This window comes from Paracoccus isoporae (assembly GCF_900101865.1).
In the GTDB taxonomy this organism is placed as follows: domain Bacteria; phylum Pseudomonadota; class Alphaproteobacteria; order Rhodobacterales; family Rhodobacteraceae; genus Paracoccus; species Paracoccus isoporae.
This window is the reverse complement of sequence record NZ_FNAH01000001.1, coordinates 603,086-627,079: the sequence shown is the minus strand read 5'-3', so window position 1 is coordinate 627,079 and position 23,994 is coordinate 603,086. Positions and strand designations below refer to the sequence as shown.

Annotated in this window: 24 protein-coding genes; 8 read left to right on the top strand and 16 right to left on the bottom strand. The window is 65.1% G+C overall.

Going from position 1 to position 23,994, the window contains the following annotated elements:
- Window positions 1–556 precede the first annotated feature (556 nt).
- From infB to pip, 6 genes are all read right to left on the bottom strand, one after another.
- Window positions 557–3,097, bottom strand: a complete 2,541-nt coding sequence (gene infB, locus BLT73_RS03025; RefSeq protein ID WP_090520692.1) for a translation initiation factor IF-2 — start codon at window positions 3,095–3,097, stop codon at window positions 557–559.
- Window positions 3,098–3,104: 7 nt separating this feature from the next.
- Entirely contained in the window at window positions 3,105–3,719 is a 615-nt protein-coding gene (locus tag BLT73_RS03020; protein WP_090520690.1) for an RNA-binding protein, read from the bottom strand.
- 30 nt (window positions 3,720–3,749) lie between these two features.
- Entirely contained in the window at window positions 3,750–5,474 is a 1,725-nt protein-coding gene (gene nusA / locus BLT73_RS03015) for a transcription termination factor NusA (RefSeq protein ID WP_090520688.1), read from the bottom strand.
- 3 nt (window positions 5,475–5,477) lie between these two features.
- Window positions 5,478–6,092 (bottom strand): ribosome maturation factor RimP, encoded by a 615-nt coding sequence (gene rimP / locus BLT73_RS03010; RefSeq protein WP_090520686.1) that lies wholly within the window; start codon window positions 6,090–6,092, stop codon window positions 5,478–5,480.
- Window positions 6,093–6,228: 136 nt separating this feature from the next.
- Window positions 6,229–6,687 carry a tryptophan-rich sensory protein TspO gene (tspO, locus tag BLT73_RS03005; protein WP_090520684.1) on the bottom strand — a complete coding sequence of 153 codons (459 nt, stop codon included), beginning with the start codon at window positions 6,685–6,687 and terminating at the stop codon, window positions 6,229–6,231.
- A complete protein-coding gene (pip, locus tag BLT73_RS03000) occupies window positions 6,687–7,652 on the bottom strand; it encodes a prolyl aminopeptidase (protein ID WP_090520682.1) in 966 nt (321 codons plus the stop codon). Before pip ends, tspO begins: the two co-directional genes overlap by 1 nt.
- Window positions 7,653–7,699: 47 nt before the next feature.
- On the opposite strand from pip, the gene ubiG reads away from it, so the two are divergent.
- Window positions 7,700–8,440 carry a bifunctional 2-polyprenyl-6-hydroxyphenol methylase/3-demethylubiquinol 3-O-methyltransferase UbiG gene (gene ubiG / locus BLT73_RS02995; protein WP_090520680.1) on the top strand — a complete coding sequence of 247 codons (741 nt, stop codon included), beginning with the start codon at window positions 7,700–7,702 and terminating at the stop codon, window positions 8,438–8,440.
- A gap of 38 nt (window positions 8,441–8,478) precedes the next feature.
- Here the strand turns inward: ubiG and BLT73_RS02990 are convergent, their stop codons facing one another.
- Both BLT73_RS02990 and BLT73_RS02985 read right to left on the bottom strand, forming a co-directional pair.
- Window positions 8,479–8,862, bottom strand: a complete 384-nt coding sequence (locus BLT73_RS02990; protein WP_425438797.1) for a GFA family protein — start codon at window positions 8,860–8,862, stop codon at window positions 8,479–8,481.
- Entirely contained in the window at window positions 8,859–9,581 is a 723-nt protein-coding gene (locus BLT73_RS02985) for a rhomboid family intramembrane serine protease (RefSeq protein ID WP_090520678.1), read from the bottom strand. The genes BLT73_RS02990 and BLT73_RS02985 overlap by 4 nt, the downstream gene beginning before the upstream one ends.
- 129 nt (window positions 9,582–9,710) lie before the next feature.
- On the opposite strand from BLT73_RS02985, the gene BLT73_RS02980 reads away from it, so the two are divergent.
- Window positions 9,711–10,979: a 4-aminobutyrate--2-oxoglutarate transaminase gene (locus tag BLT73_RS02980; protein WP_090520676.1), complete on the top strand. Its 1,269-nt coding sequence runs from the start codon at window positions 9,711–9,713 to the stop codon at window positions 10,977–10,979.
- Here BLT73_RS02980 and soxR read toward each other — a convergent pair.
- On the bottom strand, window positions 10,976–11,461 hold the full coding sequence (gene soxR, locus BLT73_RS02975) for a redox-sensitive transcriptional activator SoxR (RefSeq protein WP_090520674.1): 486 nt from the start codon (window positions 11,459–11,461) through the stop codon (window positions 10,976–10,978). The two genes, BLT73_RS02980 and soxR, sit on opposite strands and share 4 nt — an antisense overlap.
- 72 nt (window positions 11,462–11,533) lie before the next feature.
- On the opposite strand from soxR, the gene BLT73_RS02970 reads away from it, so the two are divergent.
- From BLT73_RS02970 to BLT73_RS02955, 4 genes are read left to right on the top strand one after another with little or no spacing between them, the layout of a single operon-like run.
- Window positions 11,534–12,118 (top strand): NADPH-dependent FMN reductase, encoded by a 585-nt coding sequence (locus BLT73_RS02970; RefSeq protein ID WP_090520972.1) that lies wholly within the window; start codon window positions 11,534–11,536, stop codon window positions 12,116–12,118.
- Window positions 12,115–13,320, top strand: a complete 1,206-nt coding sequence (locus BLT73_RS02965; RefSeq protein WP_090520672.1) for an MFS transporter — start codon at window positions 12,115–12,117, stop codon at window positions 13,318–13,320. The genes BLT73_RS02970 and BLT73_RS02965 overlap by 4 nt, the downstream gene beginning before the upstream one ends.
- Window positions 13,321–13,356: 36 nt before the next feature.
- Entirely contained in the window at window positions 13,357–14,340 is a 984-nt protein-coding gene (locus BLT73_RS02960) for an ABC transporter ATP-binding protein (protein WP_090520668.1), read from the top strand.
- Window positions 14,337–15,101: an ABC transporter permease gene (locus tag BLT73_RS02955; protein WP_425438796.1), complete on the top strand. Its 765-nt coding sequence runs from the start codon at window positions 14,337–14,339 to the stop codon at window positions 15,099–15,101. The genes BLT73_RS02960 and BLT73_RS02955 overlap by 4 nt, the downstream gene beginning before the upstream one ends.
- 447 nt (window positions 15,102–15,548) lie before the next feature.
- Here the strand turns inward: BLT73_RS02955 and BLT73_RS02950 are convergent, their stop codons facing one another.
- Window positions 15,549–16,001 (bottom strand): hypothetical protein, encoded by a 453-nt coding sequence (locus BLT73_RS02950; protein WP_090520666.1) that lies wholly within the window; start codon window positions 15,999–16,001, stop codon window positions 15,549–15,551.
- A 206-nt stretch (window positions 16,002–16,207) separates the two neighbouring features.
- Here BLT73_RS02950 and BLT73_RS02945 point away from each other — a divergent pair, with 206 nt between their 5' ends.
- Together BLT73_RS02945 and BLT73_RS02940 are read left to right on the top strand one after the other, a co-directional pair.
- Window positions 16,208–16,726 carry an HdeD family acid-resistance protein gene (locus BLT73_RS02945; protein ID WP_090520663.1) on the top strand — a complete coding sequence of 173 codons (519 nt, stop codon included), beginning with the start codon at window positions 16,208–16,210 and terminating at the stop codon, window positions 16,724–16,726.
- A gap of 179 nt (window positions 16,727–16,905) precedes the next feature.
- The gene (locus tag BLT73_RS02940) at window positions 16,906–18,138 is read left to right on the top strand and encodes a DUF2254 domain-containing protein (protein ID WP_176804859.1); all 1,233 of its coding nucleotides are present in this window, start codon (window positions 16,906–16,908) and stop codon (window positions 18,136–18,138) included.
- Between the two features lie 160 nt (window positions 18,139–18,298).
- Here BLT73_RS02940 and nrdF read toward each other — a convergent pair whose 3' ends face one another.
- The 6 genes from nrdF to hppD form a co-directional block, all read right to left on the bottom strand.
- Window positions 18,299–19,279, bottom strand: coding sequence for a class 1b ribonucleoside-diphosphate reductase subunit beta (gene nrdF / locus BLT73_RS02935; protein WP_090520660.1), 981 nt, complete (start codon window positions 19,277–19,279; stop codon window positions 18,299–18,301).
- 11 nt (window positions 19,280–19,290) lie between these two features.
- On the bottom strand, window positions 19,291–21,435 hold the full coding sequence (nrdE, locus tag BLT73_RS02930; protein WP_090520657.1) for a class 1b ribonucleoside-diphosphate reductase subunit alpha: 2,145 nt from the start codon (window positions 21,433–21,435) through the stop codon (window positions 19,291–19,293).
- Window positions 21,417–21,833, bottom strand: coding sequence for a class Ib ribonucleoside-diphosphate reductase assembly flavoprotein NrdI (gene nrdI / locus BLT73_RS02925; protein WP_090520969.1), 417 nt, complete (start codon window positions 21,831–21,833; stop codon window positions 21,417–21,419). Before nrdI ends, nrdE begins: the two co-directional genes overlap by 19 nt.
- Before the next feature lie 33 nt (window positions 21,834–21,866).
- Complete coding sequence (gene nrdH, locus BLT73_RS02920) at window positions 21,867–22,088, bottom strand: glutaredoxin-like protein NrdH (RefSeq protein ID WP_090520968.1); 222 nt, start codon at window positions 22,086–22,088, stop codon at window positions 21,867–21,869.
- Between the two features lie 363 nt (window positions 22,089–22,451).
- A complete protein-coding gene (locus BLT73_RS02915; RefSeq protein WP_090520656.1) occupies window positions 22,452–22,799 on the bottom strand; it encodes a Rieske (2Fe-2S) protein in 348 nt (115 codons plus the stop codon).
- The gene (gene hppD, locus BLT73_RS02910) at window positions 22,796–23,908 is read right to left on the bottom strand and encodes a 4-hydroxyphenylpyruvate dioxygenase (protein ID WP_090520654.1); all 1,113 of its coding nucleotides are present in this window, start codon (window positions 23,906–23,908) and stop codon (window positions 22,796–22,798) included. Before hppD ends, BLT73_RS02915 begins: the two co-directional genes overlap by 4 nt.
- Between the last annotated feature and the right edge of the window lie 86 nt (window positions 23,909–23,994).

Genomic DNA, 23,994 nt, shown 5'->3' with positions numbered 1-23,994 from the left:
CAATGGCGTAAATACTGTCCGAGACAAAAACAAGCTGCATGGTTTGCTAATGGAGTTGGATGGACACGTTTCGATCTTGCGGCCAAGAGTCATGGATGATTCAATGGAGAAAGGTGACGCCCGCGCGTCGCTTCAGGTCAGTCTCGGGGTCCTCTCAACGACATTACCGAGACGGATATGAGCGGCAGTGAGCACTTACGTGCTCCCACCGCCCATGCCGAAACCGGATGTATGAGCACACGCTCACCGGTTTCGGCCAACCACAGTTCGATACCATGATGTTTCTCCAGTGTAATCCGAGTATGTCCCGGCCCATGGAGTACCCCATGTACCCCTGATCTCAATAGATGGGGTTTGGAGCAACATATGGTGTGACGGCGGGCGTCAGGATCAATATCTTATAGTCTAAATCACCTGACAAGTCGTGAATCCGTTAATTACTGGGGCAAGATCGGGGATGGCCTGTGGATAAGTGTTCTGCGCCTGCCACGAATAGCACAAAGGGCCCGCCAATATGGCGAGCCCTGATTCACGCTAGTCCAAGCAGTATAAGCAGTTACAACGTCCGCTCAACTTCCTCGCGTTCGAAGATCTCGATCACGTCGCCTTGGCGGATGTCGTCGTAATTCTCGAAGGCCATGCCGCATTCCTGGCCGGACTGGACTTCCTTGACCTCGTCCTTGTGGCGCTTGAGCGTCTTCAGCGTGCCCTCGTGGATCACCACGTTGTCGCGCAGCAGGCGGACGCCGGCGGAGCGGCGGGCGATGCCTTCGGTGACTAGGCAGCCCGCGACCTTGCCGACGCCGGTGATCTTGAAGACCTCCTTGATCTCGGCATAGCCGATGAAGGTCTCGCGCACCTCGGCCGACAGCAGGCCCGAGGCCGCGGCTTTGATGTCGTCCACCAGGTCGTAGATGATCGAGTAGTAGCGGATCTCGACCCCTTTCTGGTTGGCCGAATTGCGGGCGGGCGCGTTGGCGCGGACGTTGAAGCCGATGACCGGGGCGCGGGAGGCCTCGGCCAGGCCGATATCGGATTCGGTGATGGCCCCGACGCCGTAATGCAGCACGCGGACGCGGACCTCGTCATTGCCGACCTTTTCCAGCGCCTGCACGATCGCCTCGGCCGAGCCCTGCACGTCGGCCTTCACGACCACGGGCAGTTCGGCCAGGTTCTCGTTGGCCTTGGCCTGCGCCAGCATCTGATCCAGCGTGACGGCGGCACCGGCGGCGGCGCGCTTGTCCTTGGCGGCCTCCGAGCGGTATTCGGCGATCTCGCGGGCCTGGGCCTCGGTATCGACGACGTTCAGCACATCGCCGGCCTCGGGCGTGCCGTTGAGGCCCAGCACCTCGACCGGGACGGACGGCCCGGCCTCGTCCACGCGGTCGCCCTTGTCGTCGATCAGGGCGCGGACCTTGCCCCATTGCTCGCCCACGACGAAGATGTCGCCGCGCTTGAGCGTGCCGTTCTGGACCAGCACCGTGGCGACGGGGCCGCGGCCCACATCCAGCTTGGCCTCGATCACGGCACCCTGTGCGGCGCGGTCGGGATTGGCGCGGAGTTCCAGGATCTCGGCCTGAAGGGCGATGGCTTCCAGCAGCTCGTCCAGACCCTGCCCGGTATGGGCCGAGACCTCGACATCCTGCACCTCGCCCGAAAGCTGTTCCACGATGACCTCGTGCTGCAGCAGGTCGGTGCGGACCTTCTGCGGATCGGCGTCGGGCTTGTCGATCTTGTTGATCGCCACGATCATCGGCACGTCGGCGGCCTTGGCGTGGTTGATCGCCTCGATCGTCTGCGGCATGACCGCGTCATCGGCGGCGACGACCAGCACCACGATATCGGTGACATTCGCACCGCGCGCGCGCATCGAGGTGAACGCCGCGTGGCCGGGCGTGTCGAGGAAGGACAGCACCGCGCCGGATTCCGTCGTCACCTGATAGGCGCCGATATGCTGGGTGATGCCGCCGGCCTCGCCCGAGACGACATTGGCCTTGCGGATCGCGTCCAGAAGCGAGGTCTTGCCGTGGTCGACATGGCCCATGATGGTGATGATCGGCGGGCGGGATTTCAGGTCTTCGTCCTTGTCCTCGACCGTGTCGATCACCTGTTCGACATCGGCATCGGAGACGCGCACGGTCTTGTGGCCGAATTCCTCGATCACCAGCTCGGCGGTGTCGGCGTCGATGGGCTGGTTCATATTGACCATCATGCCCATCTTCATCAGCGACTTGACCACGTCGGCGGCGCGTTCGGCCATGCGGTTGGCGAGTTCCTGGACCACGATGGTCTCGGGCAACTGCACCTCGCGCGACTGTTTCTCGGCGCGGGAGGAGCCGCCGAGGGCTTTCTGCTTGGCGCGTTCCTGCTTGCGCTTCATCGCGGCGAGGCTGCGCTGGCGCCCGCCTTCGCCTGCCAGCGCGGCGGTGACGGAGAGTTTGCCCGAGCGGCGGCCCTCGCGGTCGGTCTTGCCGCGCGAATCACGGTCGTCGGGGCGGTTGTCGCGGCCGCGATCGTTGCGCGCGGTGCGATTCGGCACGCCCTTGGTCTCGGCGCGCGAGGCGGCGGCCTGGGCGGCGGCGGCATCGACCGGCGCGTCCTTGGCGGCGGGCTTGCGCACCTCCTCTTTCTTCTGGGCGCGCAGCTTGGCCTCTTCGGCCTTGCGGGCCTCTTCCTCGGCCTTGGCCTTCAGCGCCTCTTCGCGCTCGCGCTCCTCGCGCTCCTTGGCCTCGGCCTCGGCGCGGCGGCGCTCGCGTTCTTCCTCGCGGGCCTTTTCCTCGGCGGCGCGGGCGGCGGCCTCATCGGCCTCGCGCGCCTTCGCGGCGGCCAAGGCCTTGAGACGGCGTTCCATTTCGGCATCCGAGATGCCGGCCGGACGCTTGGAGGAGGAGGCGACGGCGCGGGCCGCGTTGCCGGGGGTGACCGAGGGGCGCGGCTTGTCGCCGCCCGCACCGGCACCCGGCTTGGGGACCACAACGCGCTTGCGCTTGGTTTCGACCACCACGTTCTTGGTGCGGCCGTGGCTGAAGCTCTGCTTCACCTGGCCCGGACGATTGCCGCCGAGCCCGAGAGGTTTCTTGCCGTCTGTATCGCTCATCTGCGTCTTATTCCTTCCCGGCCCGGATGGCCGATTGCCCCCGCAGGCCATTCAGCCTGCCGGCGTCCCGGATCACTTTTTCGGCGAGTCCGCCCTGCGAAAGCGCGCTGTGTATGACATGATCGCGCCCGAAAGCCAAACCCAATTCTGATGCGGTGAGACAGCCGAACCAGCGTGCCCCTTCCGGTGTCCACAGCTTCCCCTTGCCGCGTTCGGAGCCGTCCGACGCTTGCAGGAGAACCTTCACCCGACCGGCCGCGAGCCAGTCCTTGGCCTTCTCGAACCCGGCCACCGCGCGGCCCGATTTCCGCGCCAGCGAGACCAGTTCGACCACCCGTTTCGCGAGCCCGTGCTCGATCAGCGCGGTCAGCCCTTCGGGTGGTGTCGCCTGCGCCTTCGCACCGCGCGAGAAGGCGCCCTTGGCAATGGCCTTGTCGATCACCGTCCGGTCCGAGGTCAACCAGAAGCCGCGCCCCGGCAGTTTCTCGGCCAGATCCGGCACGACCATGCCGTCCGGGCCGAGGACGAAACGGATCAGCCCCGCCTTCGGTTGCACCTCGCCGGTGACAAGACAGCGCCGCTCGGCGGTCTCCCGGTCCTTATCGCGCCCGCCCCGTGTCATGGCACCCGCTTCCGCGTCCGGTCCGGGGCATCACGCCCCGGCCTCCTCGGTGCGCGCGCCGTCTTCGGCGGGGGCGGCGTCGGCGGCCGCATCGCCATCCTCCGCGGCGTCGGCGGCCGCGGCGGCGGCGAGTTCGTCGGGATCGACCCAGCCCAACATGACGCGGGCGGTCATCACCATGTCCTGCGCCTCTTCGAGCGAGATGCCATGCGGCTCCAGCAGCCCTTCATCCTTGACGCGCTGCCCGTCCACCGTGGTCCAGCCGCCAGCCAGCTCCCAGTCGGCGCAGGTGGCGAAATCTTCCAGCGTCTTGACGCCGTCCTTCGCCAGCGCCTCCACCATCTGGGGGGTCAGCCCCTCGAATTCAATGAGGCTGTCCTCGGCACCCAGACCGCGCGCATTTTCCAGCGCCTCGCGGTTCGCCGCCTCGATCACGTCGCGGGCGCGGGCCTGCAACTCCTCGGCGGTGGCTTCGTCCACCCCGTCGATCGACAGCAGCTCGTCCTGCTCGATATAGGCGACCTCTTCGAGATTGGTGAAGCCCTCGGCCACCAGAAGCTGGGCGAAGAATTCGTCCAGGTCCAGGCTGTCCATGAACAGCTGGGTGCGGGCGTTGAATTCGGCCTGACGGCGCCGGGATTCCTCTTCCTCGGTCAGGATGTCGATATCCAGCCCGGTAAGCTGGCTGGCCAGGCGCACGTTCTGGCCGCGCCGCCCGATGGCCAGCGAAAGCTGTTCCTCGGGCACGACCACCTCGATCCGCGGCGCGTCCTCATCGACGACGACCTTCGAGACCTCGGCCGGTTGCAGCGCGTTCACGAGGAACGTCGCCTGATCTTCCGACCACGGAATGATGTCGATCTTCTCGCCCTGCAATTCGCCGACCACGGCCTGAACGCGGCTGCCACGCATGCCGACGCATGCGCCGACCGGGTCGATGGAGTTGTCATAGGAGATCACCCCGATCTTGGCGCGGCTGCCCGGATCGCGGGCCACGGCCTTGATCTCGATCACGCCGTCATAGATCTCCGGCACTTCCATCTTGAACAATTCGGCCATGAATTGCGGATCGGTGCGCGACAGGAAGATCTGCGGGCCGCGGGTTTCGCGGCGCACATCCTTGACATAGGCGCGGATACGGTCGTTCGGGCGATAGCTTTCGCGGCCGATTTTCTCGTTGCGGCGCAGGATCGCCTCGCCCCGGCCGATATCGACGATGATATTGCCGTATTCCTCGCGCTTGACGATGCCGTTGATGATCGAGCCGGCGCGGTCCTTGAATTCCTCGTACTGGCGGTCCCGCTCGGCCTCGCGGACGCGCTGCAGGATGACCTGCTTGGCCGATTGCGCGGCGATGCGGCCCAGCTCGACCGGGGGGACCTGTTCCTGGAACACGTCACCGATCTGCGGGCCGGCGGCGAAATCCTCCACCGGGGCGCCGTCACGCAGCCAGATGTTCTGGGCGTTCTTCTGCGGCTCGAAATAGGGTTTCGCCTGGTCGGCGGTGAATTCGGCCTGGTAGTTTTCCAGCAATTCCTCGTCGACGACGGTGCGGACGCGGGTGAAGGTCGCATTGCCGTTCTTGCGGTCGATGGCCACGCGGATGTCCATCTCCGCGCCATAGCGCGACTTGGCCGCGCGGGCGAGGCTGTCTTCCATCGCCTCGATGACCAGCTCGGGCTCGATCATCTTCTCGCGGGCCACGGCCTCGGCGGTTTGCAGCAGTTCAAGCTGGTTGGCAGAGGTGATTGCCATCACTTACTCCTTCGTTGCGGCGTCGTCATCCGCGCCGTCTTCCGTTTGCACTTCGTCGAACATGGATTCGTCGAGATTGTCGATCTCGACCCCGGCCTCTTTCTTCTGGCGCAGCATTTCCGCGATCAGCTCGTCGGTGAGCAAAAGCTTGGCATCGGCCAGCCAGTCGAAATTCAGCCCGATGGTCTGGGTCTCGCCCCCGACCTCGATATTGATCAGCACGTCCTCGCCCTCGACACCCGCCAGCACGCCGGTGAAGCGCTTGCGCCCGTCGATCTGCTGGTCGGTTTCCAGCTTGGCGTCATAGCCTTCATAGGTGGCGAAATCCTTGAGCCGGGTCAGCGGCCGGTCGATGCCGGGCGAGGAGACCTCGAGCATGTATTTGTCCTCGATCGGGTCTTCGACATCCAGCGTGGCGCTGACCATGGTCGAGATCTCGCCGCAATCATCCACATTGATCCCGCCATCGGGGCGGTCGGCCATGATCTGCAGCGTCGCGGTCTTGCCGCCTTGCAGCCGGACGCGCACCAGCTCGAACCCCATATCCTCGATGACGGGGGTGATGATCTCCGCCAGGCGGCGGTCGATGGCGGTCTTGGCGATCAGGTCGTTCGACATGCGCTTCCCTGAAAATGAGGGGCTCTCGGACAATAAAAAACGGGCCCGCAGCGGCCCGTTGACGTGGTTGCGGTGGCGCAGGGGGTGGAAGCCTGCACCGCTGTTGACGCCGATATAGCGCCGCGGGCGGCGGAGTTCAAGCCGATTCGCCGTTGTCGCGCCAGATCCGCCAGTTCAGCGCCGCGGCGAGGCCGACCCAGGTGAAATAGGGGATCATCAGCAGGCCTGCCATCAGGTCGGTCATCAGGAACATCACCACGGTCGCCGCCAGCACCACCCAGAGCAGCGCGATGACGATCATGCCCATGCCCATGCGTTGCGCGCCGAAGAACACCGGGGTCCACAGCGTGTTCAGCGTGATCTGCACCGTCCACAGCGCCAGGCCCGGCGCGGGATCGGGGCTGAGCGCGATGCGGGTCGCGGCGATGGCGGACAGCACGTAGAGCGCCGTCCAGATGATCGGGAAGGCCTTGCGCGGCGGCGTCCAGCCGGGTTTCTGCAGGGTCAGATACCAGCGGCCGGGGCGGAACACGCTGCCGGTGACGGCGGCCGCGCCGCTGGCGGCGAGGAACATCAGGAAATAATAGGCAGCCATCACAGCGTCCCCTTCATCTCGTCCATCACGCTTACCAGCTCGGCGGCGATCAGCGGCTCGGACAGGGCATGGCCCGATCCGGGGATCAGCCGCAGCCTTGCGCCGCGCCAGCCCTCGGCCAGCGCATGGGCGCTTACGGGCGGGCAGACCATGTCATAGCGGCCCTGCACGATCTGGCAGGGGATCGTCTCGATCCGGTGGCGATTGGCCAGAAGCTGGCCCTCGTCCAGAAAGCAGCGATTGCGGAAATAATGACACTCGATCCGGGCGAAGGCGCGGGCGTAATCCGAGGCCGAGGCGGCGGGCCGGGCGATATCCATCCCCGCCAGCCCGTTTTCCCACATCACCCAGTGCCGCGCCATCTGCCGTTCCAGCCTGCCATTGCCGGAAAACAGCCGCCGGTGATAGGCGGCGATCATGTCGCCGCGCTCGGCCTCGGGGATGGGGGCGCAGAATTCCTGCCAGCGTTCCGGCCAGAACCGGGACGCGCCGCCGCCATAGAACCAGTCGAGCTCGGCCCCGGTGCCCAGGAACACCCCGCGCAGGATCAGCGCGGAGACCCGTTCCGGAAAGGCCTGCGCATAGGCCAGGCCCAGCGTCGCCCCCCAGCTTCCGCCGAACACCGCCCAGCCGGGGATCTCCAGCGCCTCGCGGATGCGCTCGATATCGGCGACCAGATCGGCGGTGGTGTTGTCGGTGACGCTGGCATGGGGCGTGGACAGCCCGCAGCCGCGCTGATCGAACAGGATGGCGCGGTAATGGGCCGGATCGAAGAAGCGCCGCATCAGCGGGCTGCACCCGCCGCCCGGCCCGCCATGCAGCACCACCACCGGCCGGCCCCGCGGATTGCCGGATTGCTCGACATAGAGCGTGTGGCCGCCACCCACGGCGAGCTTTCGCCGGTCGAAGGGCTCGATATGCGGATAGAGGCGCGCTGCGCCGATTTGCCCTGCTGTGCGATCCATGTTTCCCCTATATACGCGACGGATCAGCCGTGAAAGGACCGACGACGATGACGAGTGACAGCCGCGACCCGTCCGAGATCGCGAAATTCGAGGCGATGGCCGCCGAGTGGTGGGATCCGAAGGGCAAGTTCAAGCCGCTGCACATGATGAACCCGGTGCGGCTGGGCTATGTCACCCGCCAGATCGCGGCGGAATACGGGCGCGACCTGAAAGCGCCCCGCCCGTTCGAGGGGCTGCGGATCCTGGATATCGGCTGCGGCGGCGGGCTGTTGTCGGAACCCATGGCGCGGCTGGGGGCGCAGGTGGTGGGCGCGGATGCCGCGCCGAAGAATATCGAGGTGGCGCGGATCCATGCCGAACAGGTCGGGCTGGAGATCGATTACCGCGCCGAGACCGCCGAGGCGCTGCTGGCGGCGGGCGAACGCTTCGACGCGGTGCTGGCGATGGAGATTGTCGAGCATGTGGCCGATCCGCCCGGTTTTGTGCAGTCCTGCCACGATCTGCTGAACCCGTCCGGGCTGCTGGTCATGTCCACGCTGAACCGCACCGCGCGCAGCTTTGCCGCCGCGATCATCGGCGCGGAATGGGTGATGCGCTGGCTGCCGAAGGGCACGCATGAGTGGCGGCGATTCATCACGCCTGACGAGCTGGCAGAGATGATGCAGGCGGCCGGGCTGCGCGTGGCCGACCGCACCGGCATGGTGTTCAACCCGCTGAGCTGGGACTGGTCGCTGTCGGATCGAGACCTGTCGGTGAATTACGCCGCTGCCGGGGTGCGGGCGGGCTGAGGCGCGGTGTCCCTGGGTATTTGGGTGAAGAAGAACGCCTAGCGGTCGGAGGAGTGGTTGACCCCGTCCGACCACGGCACCGGGTCGAGATCGCGCGGATTCACCCCTTCGAGCGCGGCGGCGTTCACCCCGTATTCGTTGGGGTTCGAGCGGCGGCGGTGATCGGTGTAGATGCCGCAGATGGCGCAGAAATAATGCTGCGCGGTGCCGGTGTTGAACTGGTAGAGCGTCAGGTGTTCCAGCCCCTTCACCACGCGCAGCCCGTCCAGCGGCACGGTGACGGCGACTGCCCCCCGGCGGCGGCAGAAGGAACAGTCGCAGCGGCGCGCGGTGCCCAGCCCGTCCGGCAGCGTCACGGCCAGTTCGACCGCGCCGCAATGGCAGCTCAGCCGGTGGGGATCGGTGATCGGCGGCAGGCTCACCGCCGGACCTGCGGGATGCGGCTGCGGTTGTATTTCACCGCCGGATGCGGCGGGTGGCCGTGGGTGCGGTCCCAGAAGCTGCGCCCGCCGCGGCGCATCAGCACCGGGGCGGCCAGCACGATCCCGGCCACGAACCCCCCGGCATGGGCCCAGTAGGCGACGCCATCATCGCCCATCAGGGAGAAGCTGCCGAAGACCTGGAACAGGAACCACAGCCCCAGCATCACCCAGGCCGGGATGGTGAAGATCTTGATGACGATGATGATGATCGCCAGCACATCCACCTTGGCCTTGGGAAACAGCAAGAGATAGCCGCCCATCACCCCGGCAATCGCGCCGGATGCCCCGACCATCGGGATGCCGTCGGACGGGTTGGCGGCGATCTGCGCGCCCGCCGCCGCCAGCCCGCAGGCGAGATAGAAGACCAGGAACCCCAGATGCCCCATCTGGTCTTCCAGATTATCCCCGAACACCCAGAGAAACAGCATGTTGCCCGCGATATGCAGGATGCCCGCATGCAGGAACATATGCGTCACCAGCCCCCAGAGATTGGCGCCATTCGTCACCGCCACCGGGTAGAGCGCCAGATCCTCCCACAGCGCGGTCATGCCGCCGGCCCAGGGCATGGTCAGCACGAACATGACAAGGTTCAGGAAGATCAGCAGGTTGCGGATATAGGGCGTGCGCTCGGACGGGTTGTGATCGCGGATCGGAAACATCTGGTGTCCTTCTTTGCGCCGACGATGCCCGAGCGGGCGCAATGAGGCAAGCGTCACCCCCTTGCCGGAACGCGGCGAAGGGCGCAATCATCGCTGCGAGAGATTCCGGGAACGACCAGGGGGGCCATCATGGCGGAGCTGACCGAGCGCAAGAATGCCGCGATTTCGCGCGGCGTGGGCATGACCACGCAGATCTATGCCGAGCGGGCCGAGAATGCCGAGATCTGGGACAGGGACGGCAATCGCTATATCGACTTCGCCGCCGGCATCGCGGTGGTCAATACCGGGCATCGCCATCCCAAGGTGATGGCGGCGGTGCGCGCGCAGCTCGACCGCTTCACCCATACCTGCCACCAGGTCGTGCCTTACGAGAACTACGTCACGCTGGCCGAGCGGCTGAACGATCTCGTGCCCGGCGCGGGGCCGCAAAAGACCATTTTCGCCACCACCGGGGCCGAGGCGGTGGAAAACGCGATCAAGATCGCGCGGCATTATACCAAGCGCCCGGCGGTGATCTCGTTCGCGGGCGGGTTTCACGGGCGGACCTTCATGGGCATGGCGCTGACCGGCAAGGTCCAGCCCTACAAGGCCGGGTTCGGGCCGATGATGAACGACATCTGGCATCTGCCGTTTCCGAACGATCTCTACGGAGTCAGCCAGGACGTGGCCGTCGCGGCGCTGGAACGCCTGTTCAAGGCCGATCTGGAGCCGGAGCGTGTGGCCGCGATCATCGTCGAGCCGGTGCAGGGCGAGGGCGGGTTCTACGAGGCGCCGCAGGGATTCATGTCGCGGCTGCGCGAGATCTGCGACGCGCATTCCATCCTGCTGATCGCCGACGAGGTGCAGACCGGATTCGCCCGCACCGGCAAGCTGTTCGCGATGGAACATCACGGCGTGGCCGCCGATCTGACCACCATGGCCAAGGGGCTGGGCGGCGGGTTCCCGATCTCCGCCGTGACCGGCCGGGCGGAGGTGATGGACAGCCCTGCGCCGGGGGGCCTGGGCGGCACCTATGCCGGCAATCCGCTGGGCGTGGCCGCCGCCCATGCCGTGCTCGACGTGATCGAGGAGGAGGGGCTGTGCGACCGCGCCGAACGTCTGGGCCAGCGGCTGAAACAGCGCCTGGCGGGTCTGCGCGATGCGGTGCCGGAGATCGTCGATATTCGCGGGCCGGGTTTCATGAACGCGGTGGAGTTCAACATCGCGGGCAGCGACCGGCCCAACACCGACATGGCCAACCGGGTGCGCGAGGAGGCGCTGAAGCGCAACCTGATCCTGCTGACCTGCGGGGTGAACGGCAATGTGATCCGCTTCCTCGCGCCACTGACCATCCCCGATGCGGTGTTTACCGAGGCGCTGGATATCCTCGACGAGAGCATCATGGCCGCGCGGGGCTAGCGCCGGCCCGCCTCGGCCTCTGCCCCCAGCCGGTGCGCGCCCGGCCCCCAGGCGGCGGCGCGGTCGTTTTCATTGAAGATCGGGCACTGGTCGTGGGACAGGCAGCCGCACTGGATGCAGCCGGCCAGCCGTTCGCGCATCAGGGAAAGCGTCTCGATCCGCCGGTCGAGATCGTCGCGCCACGCCGCCGAGATCCGGCCCCATTGATCGCGGTTCAGCGGTAGTCCGTCCAGCGCAGGCGCGATGGCCTGCCGGATCTCGGCCAGCGGGATGCCGGCGCGCTGCCCGGCCCGGATGATCGCCAGCACCCGCAGCGCGGCGCGGGTATAGCGGCGGTGATTGGCCCCGTTCCGCGTCGCCCGAATCAGCCCCTCGCGCTCGTAGAAATGGATGGCGGAGACGGAAAACCCGCTCCGCTTGGCTAGCGCGCCGACGGACAGCATCGGTGGCGGACGGCGGGTGCCACTGTTTTCAAACGACATTATGCTCTTGTCCTAAACTATTGTTGAGGTCTTAGGGTGCGCCGCATCGAAACAGATTTCAAGGAAAGACAAATGTCTCATCACAACCAGATTGCCGTCATCCAGGGCTCGATTCGCGCCGGGCGGATCAACGACCGCGTCACCGCCTGGGTGGTCCGCGCCATGCAGCAGCAGGGATACAGCCCCGACGTGATCGACCCGGCCGACCCGGAATTCCTGCCGATCCAGACCGGCGACGAGGCGGCGGCGGCGCGGCTGACGGCACGGCTGGAGCCGGCCGCGGCCTATGTGGTGGTGACGCCGGAATACAACCACGCCGCGCCGGGGCCGCTGAAAACGCTGATCGATTCGCAGAAACATGTCTGGCAGGCCAAGCCGGTCGGCTTCGTCTCCTATGGCGGGATCTCGGGCGGGCTGCGCGCGGTCGAGGCGCTGCGCCCGGTCTTTGCCGAGCTGCACGCCGTGACGCTGCGTGACACGGTCAGCTTCGCGGCGCCATGGAATCGGTTTGACGATTCAGGCCGGCTGACCGATCCTGAGGACCACGCGGCCGCATCGGCCGCCATGTCCCATTTCGGGGATCGTCTGCGCTGGTGGATCGCGGCCCTGGGCCCGGCGCGCGCGGCATCCCCCTATGATCGGAAGAAGGCTGCATGATCGACCGGATCCTGAGGGACTCCCGTGCCTGGGGCGTGATGCTGGCGGCAACGCTGACCATCATGTCGAACGCGACGATTACCCCGGCCCTGCCGGGCATCCAGGCGATGTTTCCCGACAATCCCAATGCCGAATTGCTGACCCGGCTGCTGATTACCGCGCCGTCGCTGGTCGTGGCCATCATCGCGCCCTTCGCGGGGGTGATGGTGGACCGGCTGGGCCGCCGCCTGCCGCTGTTCACCGGGCTGGGGATCTATCTGCTTGCCGGGACGGCGGGTCTCTATCTGCAATCGCTGGAGGCGATCCTGGCGTCCCGCCTGGCGCTGGGCCTTGGGGTGGCGGGGATCATGACCGCGCAGGCCGCGCTGATCGGGGATTACTTCACCGGGCCGGAGCGCGGGCGGCTGATGGGCTATCAGCTTGCCGCGGTCAATCTGGGCGGGCTGATCTTCGTGATGACGGCGGGATTCCTGGCCGCGATCAGCCCGCGCCTGCCCTTCCTGATCTACGGGCTGGCGCTGCCGATCTTCCCGCTTTTGTGGCGCCTACTGCCCGAACCCGACCGCAGCGCCGAGCAGAACCCAGGCACCGCCATGCCCGGCGGCGGCGGAGAGCCGGGCTGGCCCGTCACCGTGCTCATCATGGCGACCGCCGCGGCGCTGACCTTCGTGGTGTTCTACGCCATCCCGACCCAGCTTCCCTATCACCTGGCCGAGATCGGGCTGGAAGATCCGCGCTACGCGGGCGAGGTGATGGCCTCGATGATGCTGGCCGCCGCGGTCTCGGCGGTGATTTCCGGGCTGGTGCGGCCGCTGCTGGGCCGGATCGGCACGCCGGTCACGGGGTTCCTGCTGCTGTCGGGCGGGTTCTGGATCCTGGCGCAGGCCACGGCGCTGCCGCTGGCGATGGCCGGGACCGCGCTGATCGGGTCGGGGCTGGGCTTCTGCATGCCCACCTTCATCACCACGGCGCTGAATGCCGCGCCGTTCAACCGCCGCGGGCTGGTGTCGGGCCTGGTGACATCCTCGTTCTTCCTGGGCCAGTTCCTGTCACCCGTGGCCAGCCAGCCGCTGGTGGCACAATGGGGCTATCCGGCGGCCTTCACCACCGGCTCGCTGCTGTTTCTGGGGCTGAGCGTGATTCTGGCGGTGACGCTGAAACACCGCCAGCCGCACGTAGACAACACCGCCCGCGCGCAATAGCGTCGCACGCGCCGCATCCGGGATGGGAATATCACGATGAATGCAATCATCGACGTCGATCGTCTGAGCAAGCAATATGTCAACGGACCCAAGGCGCTGGACGATGTCTCGCTGCAAATCGACGAGGGCGAGATCGTGGCGCTGCTGGGGCCGAACGGGGCCGGCAAGACGACGCTGATCTCGATCATCTGCGGGCTGGTCGTGCCCAGCGGCGGCACGGTGCGCGTGGGCGGGCACGACATCCGCACCGACTGGCGCGCCGCGCGCAAGCTGATCGGGCTGGTGCCGCAGGAAATCACGCTGGAGCCGTTCGAGACGGTGCTCAACTCGGTCCGCTTCACCCGCGGGCTCTACGGCGCGCCGCCCGATGACGCCTATCTGGAACAGGTGCTCCGCAGCCTCGCGCTGTGGGACAAGAAGGATGCCGCCACGCGGGAACTCTCGGGCGGCATGAAGCGCCGGGTGCTGATCGCCAAGGCGCTGTCGCATCAGCCCAAGATCCTGTTTCTGGACGAGCCCACCGCCGGGGTCGATGTCGCGCTGCGCCGCGAGATGTGGCAGGTCGTCGAACAGCTTCGCCGCGACGGGGTCACGATCATCCTGACCACCCATTACCTGGAAGAGGCCGAGGAGATGGCCGACCGGATCGGGGTCATCAACCACGGCAAGCTCTTGCTGATGCAGCCCAAGGACGAGCTGATGGGCGAATTCGGCAAGAAGCACCTGACCGTCGAATTGCAGGAGCCGCTGGACGCGCTGCCCGCGTCGCTGGCCGAACGCGGCCTGACTCTGTCCGATGATCGCAGGCGCCTGGGTTACGACTATGACACCCGGTCCGAGCGCACCGGCATCGCCCGGCTGCTGGCCGATCTGGCCGGGCTGGGGCTTCAGGTCCGCGACGTCTCCACCAAGCAATCCAGCCTGGAGGAGGTGTTCATGTCGCTGGTGGCCGAACCGGATGACGAGGGGCCAGACCGCGACGACGCGGCCCGGCCCGCACTGAAGGAGGCCACGGCATGATCAATACTGGCGCGATCCGGGCCATTTACGGCCATGAAATGTCACGTTTCTTCCGCACGGTCTGGCAGTCCATCGCCTCGCCCGTGCTGTCCACCGTGCTGTATTTCGTGGTGTTCGGCGCCGCGATCGGCGGGCGCATCCAGTCGGTCGAAGGCATCCCTTACGGCGCCTTCATCGTGCCCGGCCTGATGATGCTGACCGTGCTGCAGCAATCCGTCTCCAACGCCTCCTTCGGGATCTATTTCCCGAAGTTTTCCGGCACGATCTATGAATATCTGGTCGCCCCGGCCGGCTGGATCGAGGTCTCGGTGGGCTTCGTCGGCGCGGCGGCGTCGAAGGCGATCCTGATCTCCATGCTCATCCTGCTGACCAGCTTCTTCTTCGTCGGCGCGCAGATCGCCCATCCGGTCTGGATGCTGGCCTTCCTGTTCCTGACCTCCTTCGCGTTTTCGCTGCTGGGTTTCATCATCGGTCTGTGGGCGAAGAATTTCGAGCAGTTGCAGATCGTGCCGATGATGGTCATCACGCCGCTGGTGTTCCTGGGCGGGGCCTTCTACTCCGCCTCGATGCTGCCGCCGGTCTGGGAGACGGTGGCCAAGCTGAACCCGGTGCTCTACCTGATCTCGGGGTTTCGCTGGTCGTTCTTCGACATGGCCGATGTGCCGGTCGGGCTGTCGCTGTTCGCGGTCGGGCTGATGATCCTGGTCTGCATGGGGATCATCCGCTGGATCTTCCTGACCGGCTGGCGGCTGCGCGACTGAGCCGCGCGCGCCGCCGCGTCTCGCCGCCCTGTGAAGCGCCGTGACCGCGCGGGGCCGTTGGACCGACCGGTTCGGCCGGTCGCTGCGACCGCATTGGACAATCCCTTGTTGTAAGGTGGTTTTGCGGGATCTCAGCGCCTGATAAATCCCGAAATTCCCGCGAAACGTGCAAATCCCGGATCTGTGTTTACTGCGAAACCTGCCCGAAAGGACAAGTTACTTGCCGGAACCCTCGCCAGTGACCATGTGTTCCTCTGCCAGTTCGTCAGGCCCACGGGCGACGCCGCCCGACGGTTCAGAGTGACAGGTGACATGTGCCCGGCCTGGCCAGAGCCAGACTTTCCGTCCGTTGGCGGATCAGGGGTACCACCGGAACGCGCAGTTCCGGTGGCTGTTAACGAGTTGACCAATGGTAGGGGCCCGCGCCACGGCGCGGGCTCTCCATCATCAATTGTTACAGATGCGTGACTGCGGGTCGAGGCGAATATAATCCCGCGCCGTGATCTTGTGCATCTTCAGCGAGCCCTTCCACTCCCGCTCCCATCGCTCGCGGATGCCGTTGCGATAGAACATCCCCATGATCTGATCGACATAGGGCGGGATGATCTGGGTGTTCGGAATGCGCGGCGCGTGAAACCCGATCGTCGCATGCGGCCCCAGGCAGGCATTGCGCATGGTAATCAGCATGGTGCAGGCGGACCGGCAATAGCCCCGCACCTCCACCCGCTTGCCCGAGCGTTCCAGCCGGCTGCGCAGCTTCACCATGTCCAGCACATTGCCGCCCTTGTGGTTCATCACCACGATGGCCTGCCTGGTCTCCGTGATCGCGGCCTGGCCCGCACCCGGCAGGGCCATCGCCAGCGCCAGGACGATCACGGGCAGGATGCGGAAATGCGACATGGCCAGACAATCTCTTCTTGGTCTTCCCATTCTGACCCGGCAAAGCGGGTGAGAAAAGCCACAGCTCCGTGAAGCTTTCGGTGATTCGGCGGGTTGGGGGTGGAATTTCGTGGCGCAATGCACGCAGAAATGGCACGACCCCGGACAGGGTGCGCCGCCGGTTTGCACCGATGGCGGGGCGCGTCATTTCGAGTGGAGTCTTCAACATGACAGGTCGTATTCTCTGGATCGTGATCGGCATCCTGTCGGTCCTCGCGGGGATCCTGGCGCTGGCCAATCCCTTCATGGCGACGCTGACCGCGGAACGCTTCGCCGGCTGGTCCTTCATCTTCATCGGCGGGCTCCAGATCGGCGCGGCCTTCCAGACCGTCGGCTGGGCCGGGCGGATCTGGGTGATCCTGCTGGGGCTGGCCTGTATCCTGCTGGGGGTGTTCCTGCTCCTGAACCCGCTGGCCGGGATCGTCTCGCTGACGTTCGCTGCCGCCGTCACCTTCATCATCGCCGGCATCTTCAAGATCGTGCTGGCGATGGATCTGCGCGGCACACCGGCCTTCTGGCTGATGATGCTCAGCGGCCTCGTCTCGGTCGTGCTGGGCGCGATGGTGCTGGGCAATTTCCCCGCCTCGGCCGCGACGCTGCTGGGCATCCTGCTGGCGGTGGAGCTGATCTCAACCGGCGTGTCGATGGTGGCGCTGTCCACCACGCGCGAGGCGACGCGGCACTGACCCCGGCCGCGGGTTGCGCGGACAGGTGCGGCGCAACGCGGCCCGACCGGCCCGGTGAGACCCCGGCACGGTAAGACCCCGGCCCGGCCCGCGCGGGACGCATTGATCCCGCGGCCGAAAACCGCCACAACATGCCTGCCGGTCGCGACCGGCGCAGATGGTGCGGCAAGGGGTCAGGCATGTTTCGCTGGGTGCATAGCGGCTGGGCGATGAAGCTGCGCGAGCAGCTTCGCAAGATGTGGGTGCGGGTCGTGCTCTACAGCCTGGCCGGGATCGGTCTGGCACTGACCGCGCAATTCGTCGGCCCCTACCTGCCCTATATCCCGAAGATCGACCTGGCCTCGGGCTCGGTCGGCTCGCTTCTGAACATCATTGCCTCGTCGATGCTGGCGGTGACGACCTTCTCGATGTCGATCATCGTCTCGGCCTATTCATCGGCCACCGCCAACGCCACCCCGCGCGCGACACGCCTGCTGGAGGAGGACCGCGTCGCCCAGACCGCGGTGTCGATCTTCATCGGCTCCTTCCTGTTCTCCATCGTCGGCATCATCGGGCTGTCGGCGGGCATGTATCCCGACAAGGCGCGGGTGCTGCTGTTCATCGCCACGCTGCTCGACATCTTCCTGATCACCTGGGCGCTTCTGCGCTGGGTCAACCATCTCAACGAATTCGGCCGGATGAGCGACATCATCGACCGGATCGAGGAGGCCGCGATGCGGCCGACCCGGCTCTATCGCGAATCGCCCGCCCTGGGCGCGGTGCCCGGCCAGTCGGTCCTGCCCGACACCGCGCCGGTCATCACCGCCGACACGCCCGGCTATGTCCGCTATATCGACATGGCCGAGTTGCAGGAGGCGTCCGAGCTGGCCGGGGTGGAGGTGGAGATCCGCCGGATGCCGGGCAAATACGCCCATCGCGGCGAGGTGCTGCTGCGGCTCTCGGCGCAGGTCGAGGACAAGTTCCAGCACGCCATGCGCGATTGCTTCACCCTCGGCACCTCGCGCAATTTCGACCAGGATCTGCAATACGGCATGACCGTGCTGGGCGAGGTGGCCAGCAAGGCGCTGTCGCCGGGGATCAACGATCCCGGCACCGCCATCGAGGTGCTGCGCGCCGGCACCCGCGTGCTGCAGGAATTCCACCGCCCGCTGGAGGAGGAACGCGAGCCGGACTATCCCCGCGTCCATGCCCCGCCGCTGGATGTGCCGCAGCTCTATGCCAGTTTCTTCGCGCCCATCGCCCGCGACGGCACCGCCGTGCTGGAGGTGCAGGAGACGCTGCATGACTGTCTGAACGTGCTGGCCCGCGAGGGCCACCTGCCGGCTGCAAGGCGAGAGGCGGGCCGGGCGCGCGAGCGGTCGGGCAAGAACCTGACCGAGCTGTGGGAAAAACAGATGCTCGGGATCGACTGAACGCAACGCGCGTTGCCGGTGTACACATGGTGTACAGGCTGTGCACGCCCGGTGCATGGTCTGTGACACGGCTGTGACCGGGGTCCGGCGGCGTTGAACGGGCCATGAAAAAGGGCGCGCCGCGGCACGCCCCCTAGATCACGCTTATGGGTTGTCGGGATCAGAAATCCCAGTCCTCATCCTCGGTCGCGACCGCCTTGCCGATGACGTAGCTGGAACCCGAGCCCGAGAAGAAGTCGTGATTCTCGTCCGAATTGGGCGACAGCGCCGCCAGGATCGCGGGCGAGACCTTGCAGGCCTCGGCCGGGAACAGCGCCTCGTAGCCCAGGTTTTGCAGGGCCTTGTTGGCGTTGTAATGCAGGAAGGTCTTCACATCCTCGGTCAGCCCCACCGGATCATACAGCGTCTCGGTGTATTTCCCCTCGATCTCGTAGAGATCGAAGAGCAGCGAAAAGGCGAAATCCTTCAGCTCCGCCCGCTCGGATTCGGTCAGTTTTTCCAGCCCACGCTGGAATTTGTAGCCGATATAATAGCCGTGAATCGCCTCGTCCCGGATAATCAGCCGGATCAGATCGGCGGTGTTGGTCAGCCGCGCCCGGCTGGACCAGTGCATCGGCAGATAGAAGCCCGAATAGAACAGGAAGCTTTCCAGGAACACGCTGGCGATCTTCTTTTTCAGCGGGTGGCCGGTGCTGTCATACTCATCCAGGATCAGCCGCGATTTCGCCTGCAATTGCTCGTTTTCCGAGGACCAGCGGAACGCCTCGTCCACCTCGGAGGTCTGGCACAGCGTCGAGAACACGCTGGAATAGCTGCGCGCATGCACCGCCTCCATGAAGGAGATATTGCTCAGCACGGCTTCTTCATGCGGCGTCAGCGCATCGGGCATCAGCGCCGGCGCGCCCACCGTGTTCTGGATCGTGTCGAGCAGCGTCAGCCCGGTAAAGACGCGGATCGTCAGCTTCTGCTCGGCCTCGGTCAGCTGCGACCAGCTCTGGATATCGTTGGACAGCGGCACCTTTTCCGGCAGCCAGAAATTGGCGGTCAGCCGGTTCCAGATCTCCAGATCCTTGTCATCCTGCAGCCGGTTCCAGTTGACGGCGGCGGGCACGGCGCGGGCGGTGTTCATGGCGTCTTTCATGGTGTTCGTCCTTACAGCGTGCAGGAAACGCAGCCCTGAACCTCGGTCCCCTCAAGGGCGTTCTGGCGCAGGCGGATATAGTAGATGGTCTTGATCCCCTTCTTCCACGCATAGATCTGGGCGCGGTTGATGTCGCGGGTCGTGGCGTCGGCGGGGAAGAACAGGGTCAGCGACAGGCCCTGATCGACGTGCTGGGTGGCCGCGGCATAGGTGTCGATGATCGCCTCGGGGCCGATCTCATAGGCGTCGCGGTAGAACTCCAGATTGTCGTTCGTCATATACGGCGCGGGGTAGTAGACGCGGCCGATCTTGCCTTCCTTGCGGACCTCGATCTTCGCCGTGATCGGATGGATCGAGGAGGTGGCGTAGTTGATATAGCTGATCGAGCCGGTCGGCGGCACCGCCTGCAAATTGCGGTTGTAGAGCCCATCGGCAATGACGGCGTCCCGCAGCGCGGCCCAGTCCTCGCGGCTCGGCACCTCGATCCCGGCCTCGGCAAACAGCTCTTTCACCCGGTCGGTCTCGGGCAGCCAGTCGCGGTCCGTATATTTGTCGAAGAACGAGCCATCGGCGTATTTCGACTCCTCGAACCCGGCAAAGCTGCGGCCGCGCTCCTTCGCCAGCGCATTGGATTCGCGCAGCGCGTGATACAGCACCGTGGCGAAATAGATATTGGTGAAGTCGATCCCTTCTTCCGAGCCGTAATGGATCCGCTCGCGCGCCAGATAGCCATGCAGATTCATCTGGCCCAGCCCGATCGCGTGACTTTCGTCATTGCCCTTGCGGATCGAGGGCACGCTGTCGATCGACGACATTTCGGACACCGCGTTCAGCGCCCGGATGGCGGTGCCCACCGTGCCGGCCAGATCGCCGCTATCCATGGCCTTGGCGATGTTGAGAGAGCCGAGATTGCAGGAAATATCCGTGCCCATCTCGGCATAGGAGAGGTCGTCATTGAACTCAGACGGCGTGTTCACTTGCAGGATTTCACTGCACAGATTGGACATGGCGATGCGGCCGGCGATGGGGTTCGCCGCATTCACCGTGTCCTCGAACATGATATAGGGATAGCCGGATTCGAACTGGATCTCGGCAATGGTCTGGAAAAACGCCCGCGCGTTGATCTTTTTCTTGCGGATGCGCGGATCGTCGACCATCTCGTGATATTTCTCGGTGACCGAGATATCCGAGAACGGCACCCCGTACACCTTCTGCACATCATGGGGCGAGAAGAGATACATATCCTCGTTCTTCTTTGCCAGCTCGAAGGTGATATCGGGGATCACCACGCCGAGGCTCAGCGTCTTGATGCGGATCTTTTCATCGGCATTCTCGCGCTTGGTGTCGAGGAAGCGCAGAATATCGGGGTGATGCGCGTTCAGATAGACCGCACCCGCCCCCTGCCGCGCGCCCAACTGGTTGGCATAGCTGAAGCTGTCCTCAAGCAGTTTCATCACCGGGATCACGCCGGAGGACTGGTTGGCGATCTGTTTGATCGGCGCGCCATGCTCGCGGATATTGGTCAGCATCAAAGCCACGCCGCCGCCGCGTTTCGACAGTTGCAGGGCCGAGTTGATGCCGCGCCCGATGGATTCCATGTTGTCTTCGATGCGCAGCAGGAAGCAGGAGACGAACTCGCCCCGCGCCTGCTTGCCGGCATTGAGGAAGGTGGGCGTCGCGGGCTGGAACCGCCCTTCGACGATATCCTCCATCAGCCGCATTGCGAGCGCCTCATCACCCCGCGCCAGCGTCAGCGCGACCATGACCACGCGGTCCTCATACCGCTCCAGGTAACGCTGCCCGTCCCAGGTCTTCAGCGTGTAGGAGGTGTAGTACTTGAACGCGCCGAGAAAGCTGGGGAAGCGGAATTTCTTGCCATAGGCCTCATCCCAGATCCTGCGCTGGAAATTCTTGGAATACTGGTCCAGCACGGCCGGGTCGTAATAGCCCTCTTCGACCAGATAGCCGAGCTTTTCGTCGAGGCTGTGGAAGAACACCGTGTTCTGGTTCACATGCTGCAGGAAATACTGCCGCGCCGCCTTCCGGTCCGCGTCGAACTGGATCTGGCCCGCATCGTCATACAGGTTCAGCATCGCGTTCAGCGCGTGATAGTCCTTTGCCTCTGGCGCAGGACGGTTCAGGCGGTCGTCAAGCATGTCTCTCTCCAGAATCGATGAAGCCCGTCGCGGATGCGGGCAATGTCGTGATCGGTGCCGGCAAGTTCAAACCGGCACAGCAGGGGCACCCCGCATTTGCGGGCAATGACGTCGCCCGAGGCGGCGAAGAATTTTCCGAAATTGCGGTTCCCGGCCGAGATCACGCCGCGGATGAGCGCACGCCGGCCGGGATCGTTCAGAAAGCGGATGACCTGCCGGGGCACGGCGCCCCGGCCTTCGCCATCCGCAAATGTCGGTGTGATCAGCACATATGGCTGATCGGGTGCGGGCATCGGCTCATCGGGGCTGATCGGGATGCGCAGCGCGTCCACACCCAGCCGGGAGACGAAATTCGCCGTATTGCCCGACCGAGAGGAAAAGAAAACAAGCTGTGCCATACGACCGGTGCCAATAGAGCCTGCCGCCGGAAATCAGGACAGCTGGCCGATCAGGTCGGGCCGGAAGCCGGACCAATGCGAATCGCCAGCGATGACGACGGGTGCCTGACGATAGCCCAGATCCGAAACATGCGCATAGGCATCTTCGTCCTGGGTCAGATCGACCACGTCGAATTCGATTCCGCGCGCCTGCAGGGCGCGGGTGGTGGCGGTGCACTGGACGCAGGCCGGCTTGGAGTAAACGGTGATGCTCATCTGATCCCTCATTCTCTGTGCGGCACCGGAAGGAACGGAATCTGGCGGAAAAGACGAGCCTTCCCACCGATGCGCCCATGGCCCCGGCACCATGGTTTGTTGACATTCCGGCCCTGTTCGCCGCGGGTCTTGTCAGCGTGTCGCCTGTGTCGCGTCTCGCCCGCTTCGGGGTGATTCCCCCTGTGCCAGAACCCGTTCATCTTGTGCCCAAGCCCGGGGGGCTGTCAATATTTTGTGTGGCTTGGCTGACATATATCTAGGGGTTGACAGCGCATCCCCATTATGGGGCGAGCCGGGGCAGTCACGCGGGTATCTGGTAGGCGGCCAGCCATGCTTGAGGATGCGGCGCGACGGCGGGCAGAATCACCCCTCCGCAATGACCACGCGGTCCGCCTCCTGACGCAGCGGCACCGGGTCGAGCCCGCAGCCGGCCGGCCCGGCAATAACAGCGCCGGTCCGGCAGTCGAATTGCGCCTGGTGCGAGCTGCAGATCAGCCGCGCGCCATCGGCCGACAGAATGCGCGTGCCCTGGTAATCCAGCGGCAGATATTGATGCGGGCAGAGATTGACGAAGCCGCGCAGCCCGTCCGCATCCCGGACCACCAGCAGCGGAAAACCGGCAAGGTCGAGGGCTTTGACCCCCTCGACCTCGTCGATCTTGCAGACGACCGTGCCCGGCGCGGGCGCGGTCGAGATGTCCTGCCAACTCATTCCGCGGCGGTGTCCTTCAGCACGCCGCGGCGCATCTGGTCCTCTTCGATCGATTCGAACAGCGCGCGGAAATTCCCCTCGCCAAATCCGTCATCGCCCTTGCGCTGGATGAACTCGAAAAAGATCGGCCCGATCACGGTTTTCGAAAAGATCTGAAGCAGGATTCGCGTCGTGCCGCCATCGACCACGCCCTCGCCGTCGATGAGGATGCCGTGTTTCTTCATCTTCTCCAGCGGTTCCTCATGGCCGGTCACGCGCTTGCGGGACATCTCGTAATAGACATCCGGCGGCCCCGGCATGAATTCCAGCCCGTTTTCGGCAATCGCGTCGGTCGAGGCATAGATATCCTCGGACGCCACCGCGATATGCTGGATGCCTTCGCCCTTGTATTCGTTCAGATATTCCTCGATCTGGCTGTGCTCATCGGCGGATTCGTTGATCGGGATGCGGATCTTGCCGTCGGGAGAGGTCAGCGCGCGGCTGAACAGCCCGGTCTGCTTGCCCTTGATGTCGAAATAGCGGATCTCGCGGAAATTGAAGGTCTGGTTGTAGAATTTATACCAGGTGTCCATGTTCCCGCGCACGACGTTATGCGTGAGATGGTCGATATAGTAGAAGCCCACGCCTTCCGGGCGCGGATCTTTTTCCCCGAGCCAGTCATATTCCGCATCCCATGCGCTGCCGGTGTCGTCATATTTGTCGATGAAATAGAGCAGGCTGCCGCCGATCCCGCGCACGGCCGGGAAATCCAGCACCTTGCCGGGGCCGGTATATTCCTCGGCGCCCAGGTCTACCGCGCGTTTCAGCGCGTGTTGCGCATCCACCACGCGCCAGCCCATGGCGGGCGCGCAGGGGCCGTGATCGGTGATGAACTGGCTGGCATGGCTGTCCGGTTCGGCGTTCAGCACGTAATTGATGCCGCCCTGGCGGTAGAGGGTGACATTCTTCGACTTGTGCTTTGCCACCGGCACGAACCCCATCTTGCGGAACAGCGAATCGAGCTCCGCCGGGTTCGGATGGGCGAACTCAACGAACTCGAACCCGTCCGTGCCCGCGGGGTTGGCGTCGCTGATCTCGGCCTTCGGTGCGTCGTGGGGAAACGGTCCCATGAAATCCTCCTGTTTGCTTGAAGACGATTATGCAGCAACCGGGATGCAAGTGGGTTGCAATGAAGGCGCGATACGGCAAATCTATG

Bases quoted from the DNA above. Each gene is read 5' to 3' on its own strand.
- nrdH (WP_090520968.1), bottom strand. From the start codon at position 22,088: ATGAGCATCACCGTTTACTCCAAGCCGGCCTGCGTCCAGTGCACCGCC.
- pip (WP_090520682.1), bottom strand. From the start codon at position 7,652: ATGGATCGCACAGCAGGGCAAATCGGCGCAGCGCGCCTCTATCCGCAT.
- tspO (WP_090520684.1), bottom strand. From the start codon at position 6,687: ATGGCTGCCTATTATTTCCTGATGTTCCTCGCCGCCAGCGGCGCGGCC.
- nrdE (WP_090520657.1), bottom strand. From the start codon at position 21,435: ATGCTTGACGACCGCCTGAACCGTCCTGCGCCAGAGGCAAAGGACTAT.
- BLT73_RS03020 (WP_090520690.1), bottom strand. From the start codon at position 3,719: ATGACACGGGGCGGGCGCGATAAGGACCGGGAGACCGCCGAGCGGCGC.
- nusA (WP_090520688.1), bottom strand. From the start codon at position 5,474: ATGGCAATCACCTCTGCCAACCAGCTTGAACTGCTGCAAACCGCCGAG.
- BLT73_RS02985 (WP_090520678.1), bottom strand. From the start codon at position 9,581: ATGTTTCCGATCCGCGATCACAACCCGTCCGAGCGCACGCCCTATATC.
- rimP (WP_090520686.1), bottom strand. From the start codon at position 6,092: ATGTCGAACGACCTGATCGCCAAGACCGCCATCGACCGCCGCCTGGCG.
- hppD (WP_090520654.1), bottom strand. From the start codon at position 23,908: ATGGGACCGTTTCCCCACGACGCACCGAAGGCCGAGATCAGCGACGCC.
- BLT73_RS02940 (WP_176804859.1), top strand. From the start codon at position 16,906: ATGTTTCGCTGGGTGCATAGCGGCTGGGCGATGAAGCTGCGCGAGCAG.
- BLT73_RS02945 (WP_090520663.1), top strand. From the start codon at position 16,208: ATGACAGGTCGTATTCTCTGGATCGTGATCGGCATCCTGTCGGTCCTC.
- nrdI (WP_090520969.1), bottom strand. From the start codon at position 21,833: ATGGCACAGCTTGTTTTCTTTTCCTCTCGGTCGGGCAATACGGCGAAT.
- infB (WP_090520692.1), bottom strand. From the start codon at position 3,097: ATGAGCGATACAGACGGCAAGAAACCTCTCGGGCTCGGCGGCAATCGT.
- BLT73_RS02955 (WP_425438796.1), top strand. From the start codon at position 14,337: ATGATCAATACTGGCGCGATCCGGGCCATTTACGGCCATGAAATGTCA.
- BLT73_RS02915 (WP_090520656.1), bottom strand. From the start codon at position 22,799: ATGAGTTGGCAGGACATCTCGACCGCGCCCGCGCCGGGCACGGTCGTC.
- BLT73_RS02980 (WP_090520676.1), top strand. From the start codon at position 9,711: ATGGCGGAGCTGACCGAGCGCAAGAATGCCGCGATTTCGCGCGGCGTG.
- soxR (WP_090520674.1), bottom strand. From the start codon at position 11,461: ATGTCGTTTGAAAACAGTGGCACCCGCCGTCCGCCACCGATGCTGTCC.
- ubiG (WP_090520680.1), top strand. From the start codon at position 7,700: ATGACGAGTGACAGCCGCGACCCGTCCGAGATCGCGAAATTCGAGGCG.
- BLT73_RS02950 (WP_090520666.1), bottom strand. From the start codon at position 16,001: ATGTCGCATTTCCGCATCCTGCCCGTGATCGTCCTGGCGCTGGCGATG.
- BLT73_RS02960 (WP_090520668.1), top strand. From the start codon at position 13,357: ATGAATGCAATCATCGACGTCGATCGTCTGAGCAAGCAATATGTCAAC.
- BLT73_RS02970 (WP_090520972.1), top strand. From the start codon at position 11,534: ATGTCTCATCACAACCAGATTGCCGTCATCCAGGGCTCGATTCGCGCC.
- nrdF (WP_090520660.1), bottom strand. From the start codon at position 19,279: ATGAAAGACGCCATGAACACCGCCCGCGCCGTGCCCGCCGCCGTCAAC.
- BLT73_RS02965 (WP_090520672.1), top strand. From the start codon at position 12,115: ATGATCGACCGGATCCTGAGGGACTCCCGTGCCTGGGGCGTGATGCTG.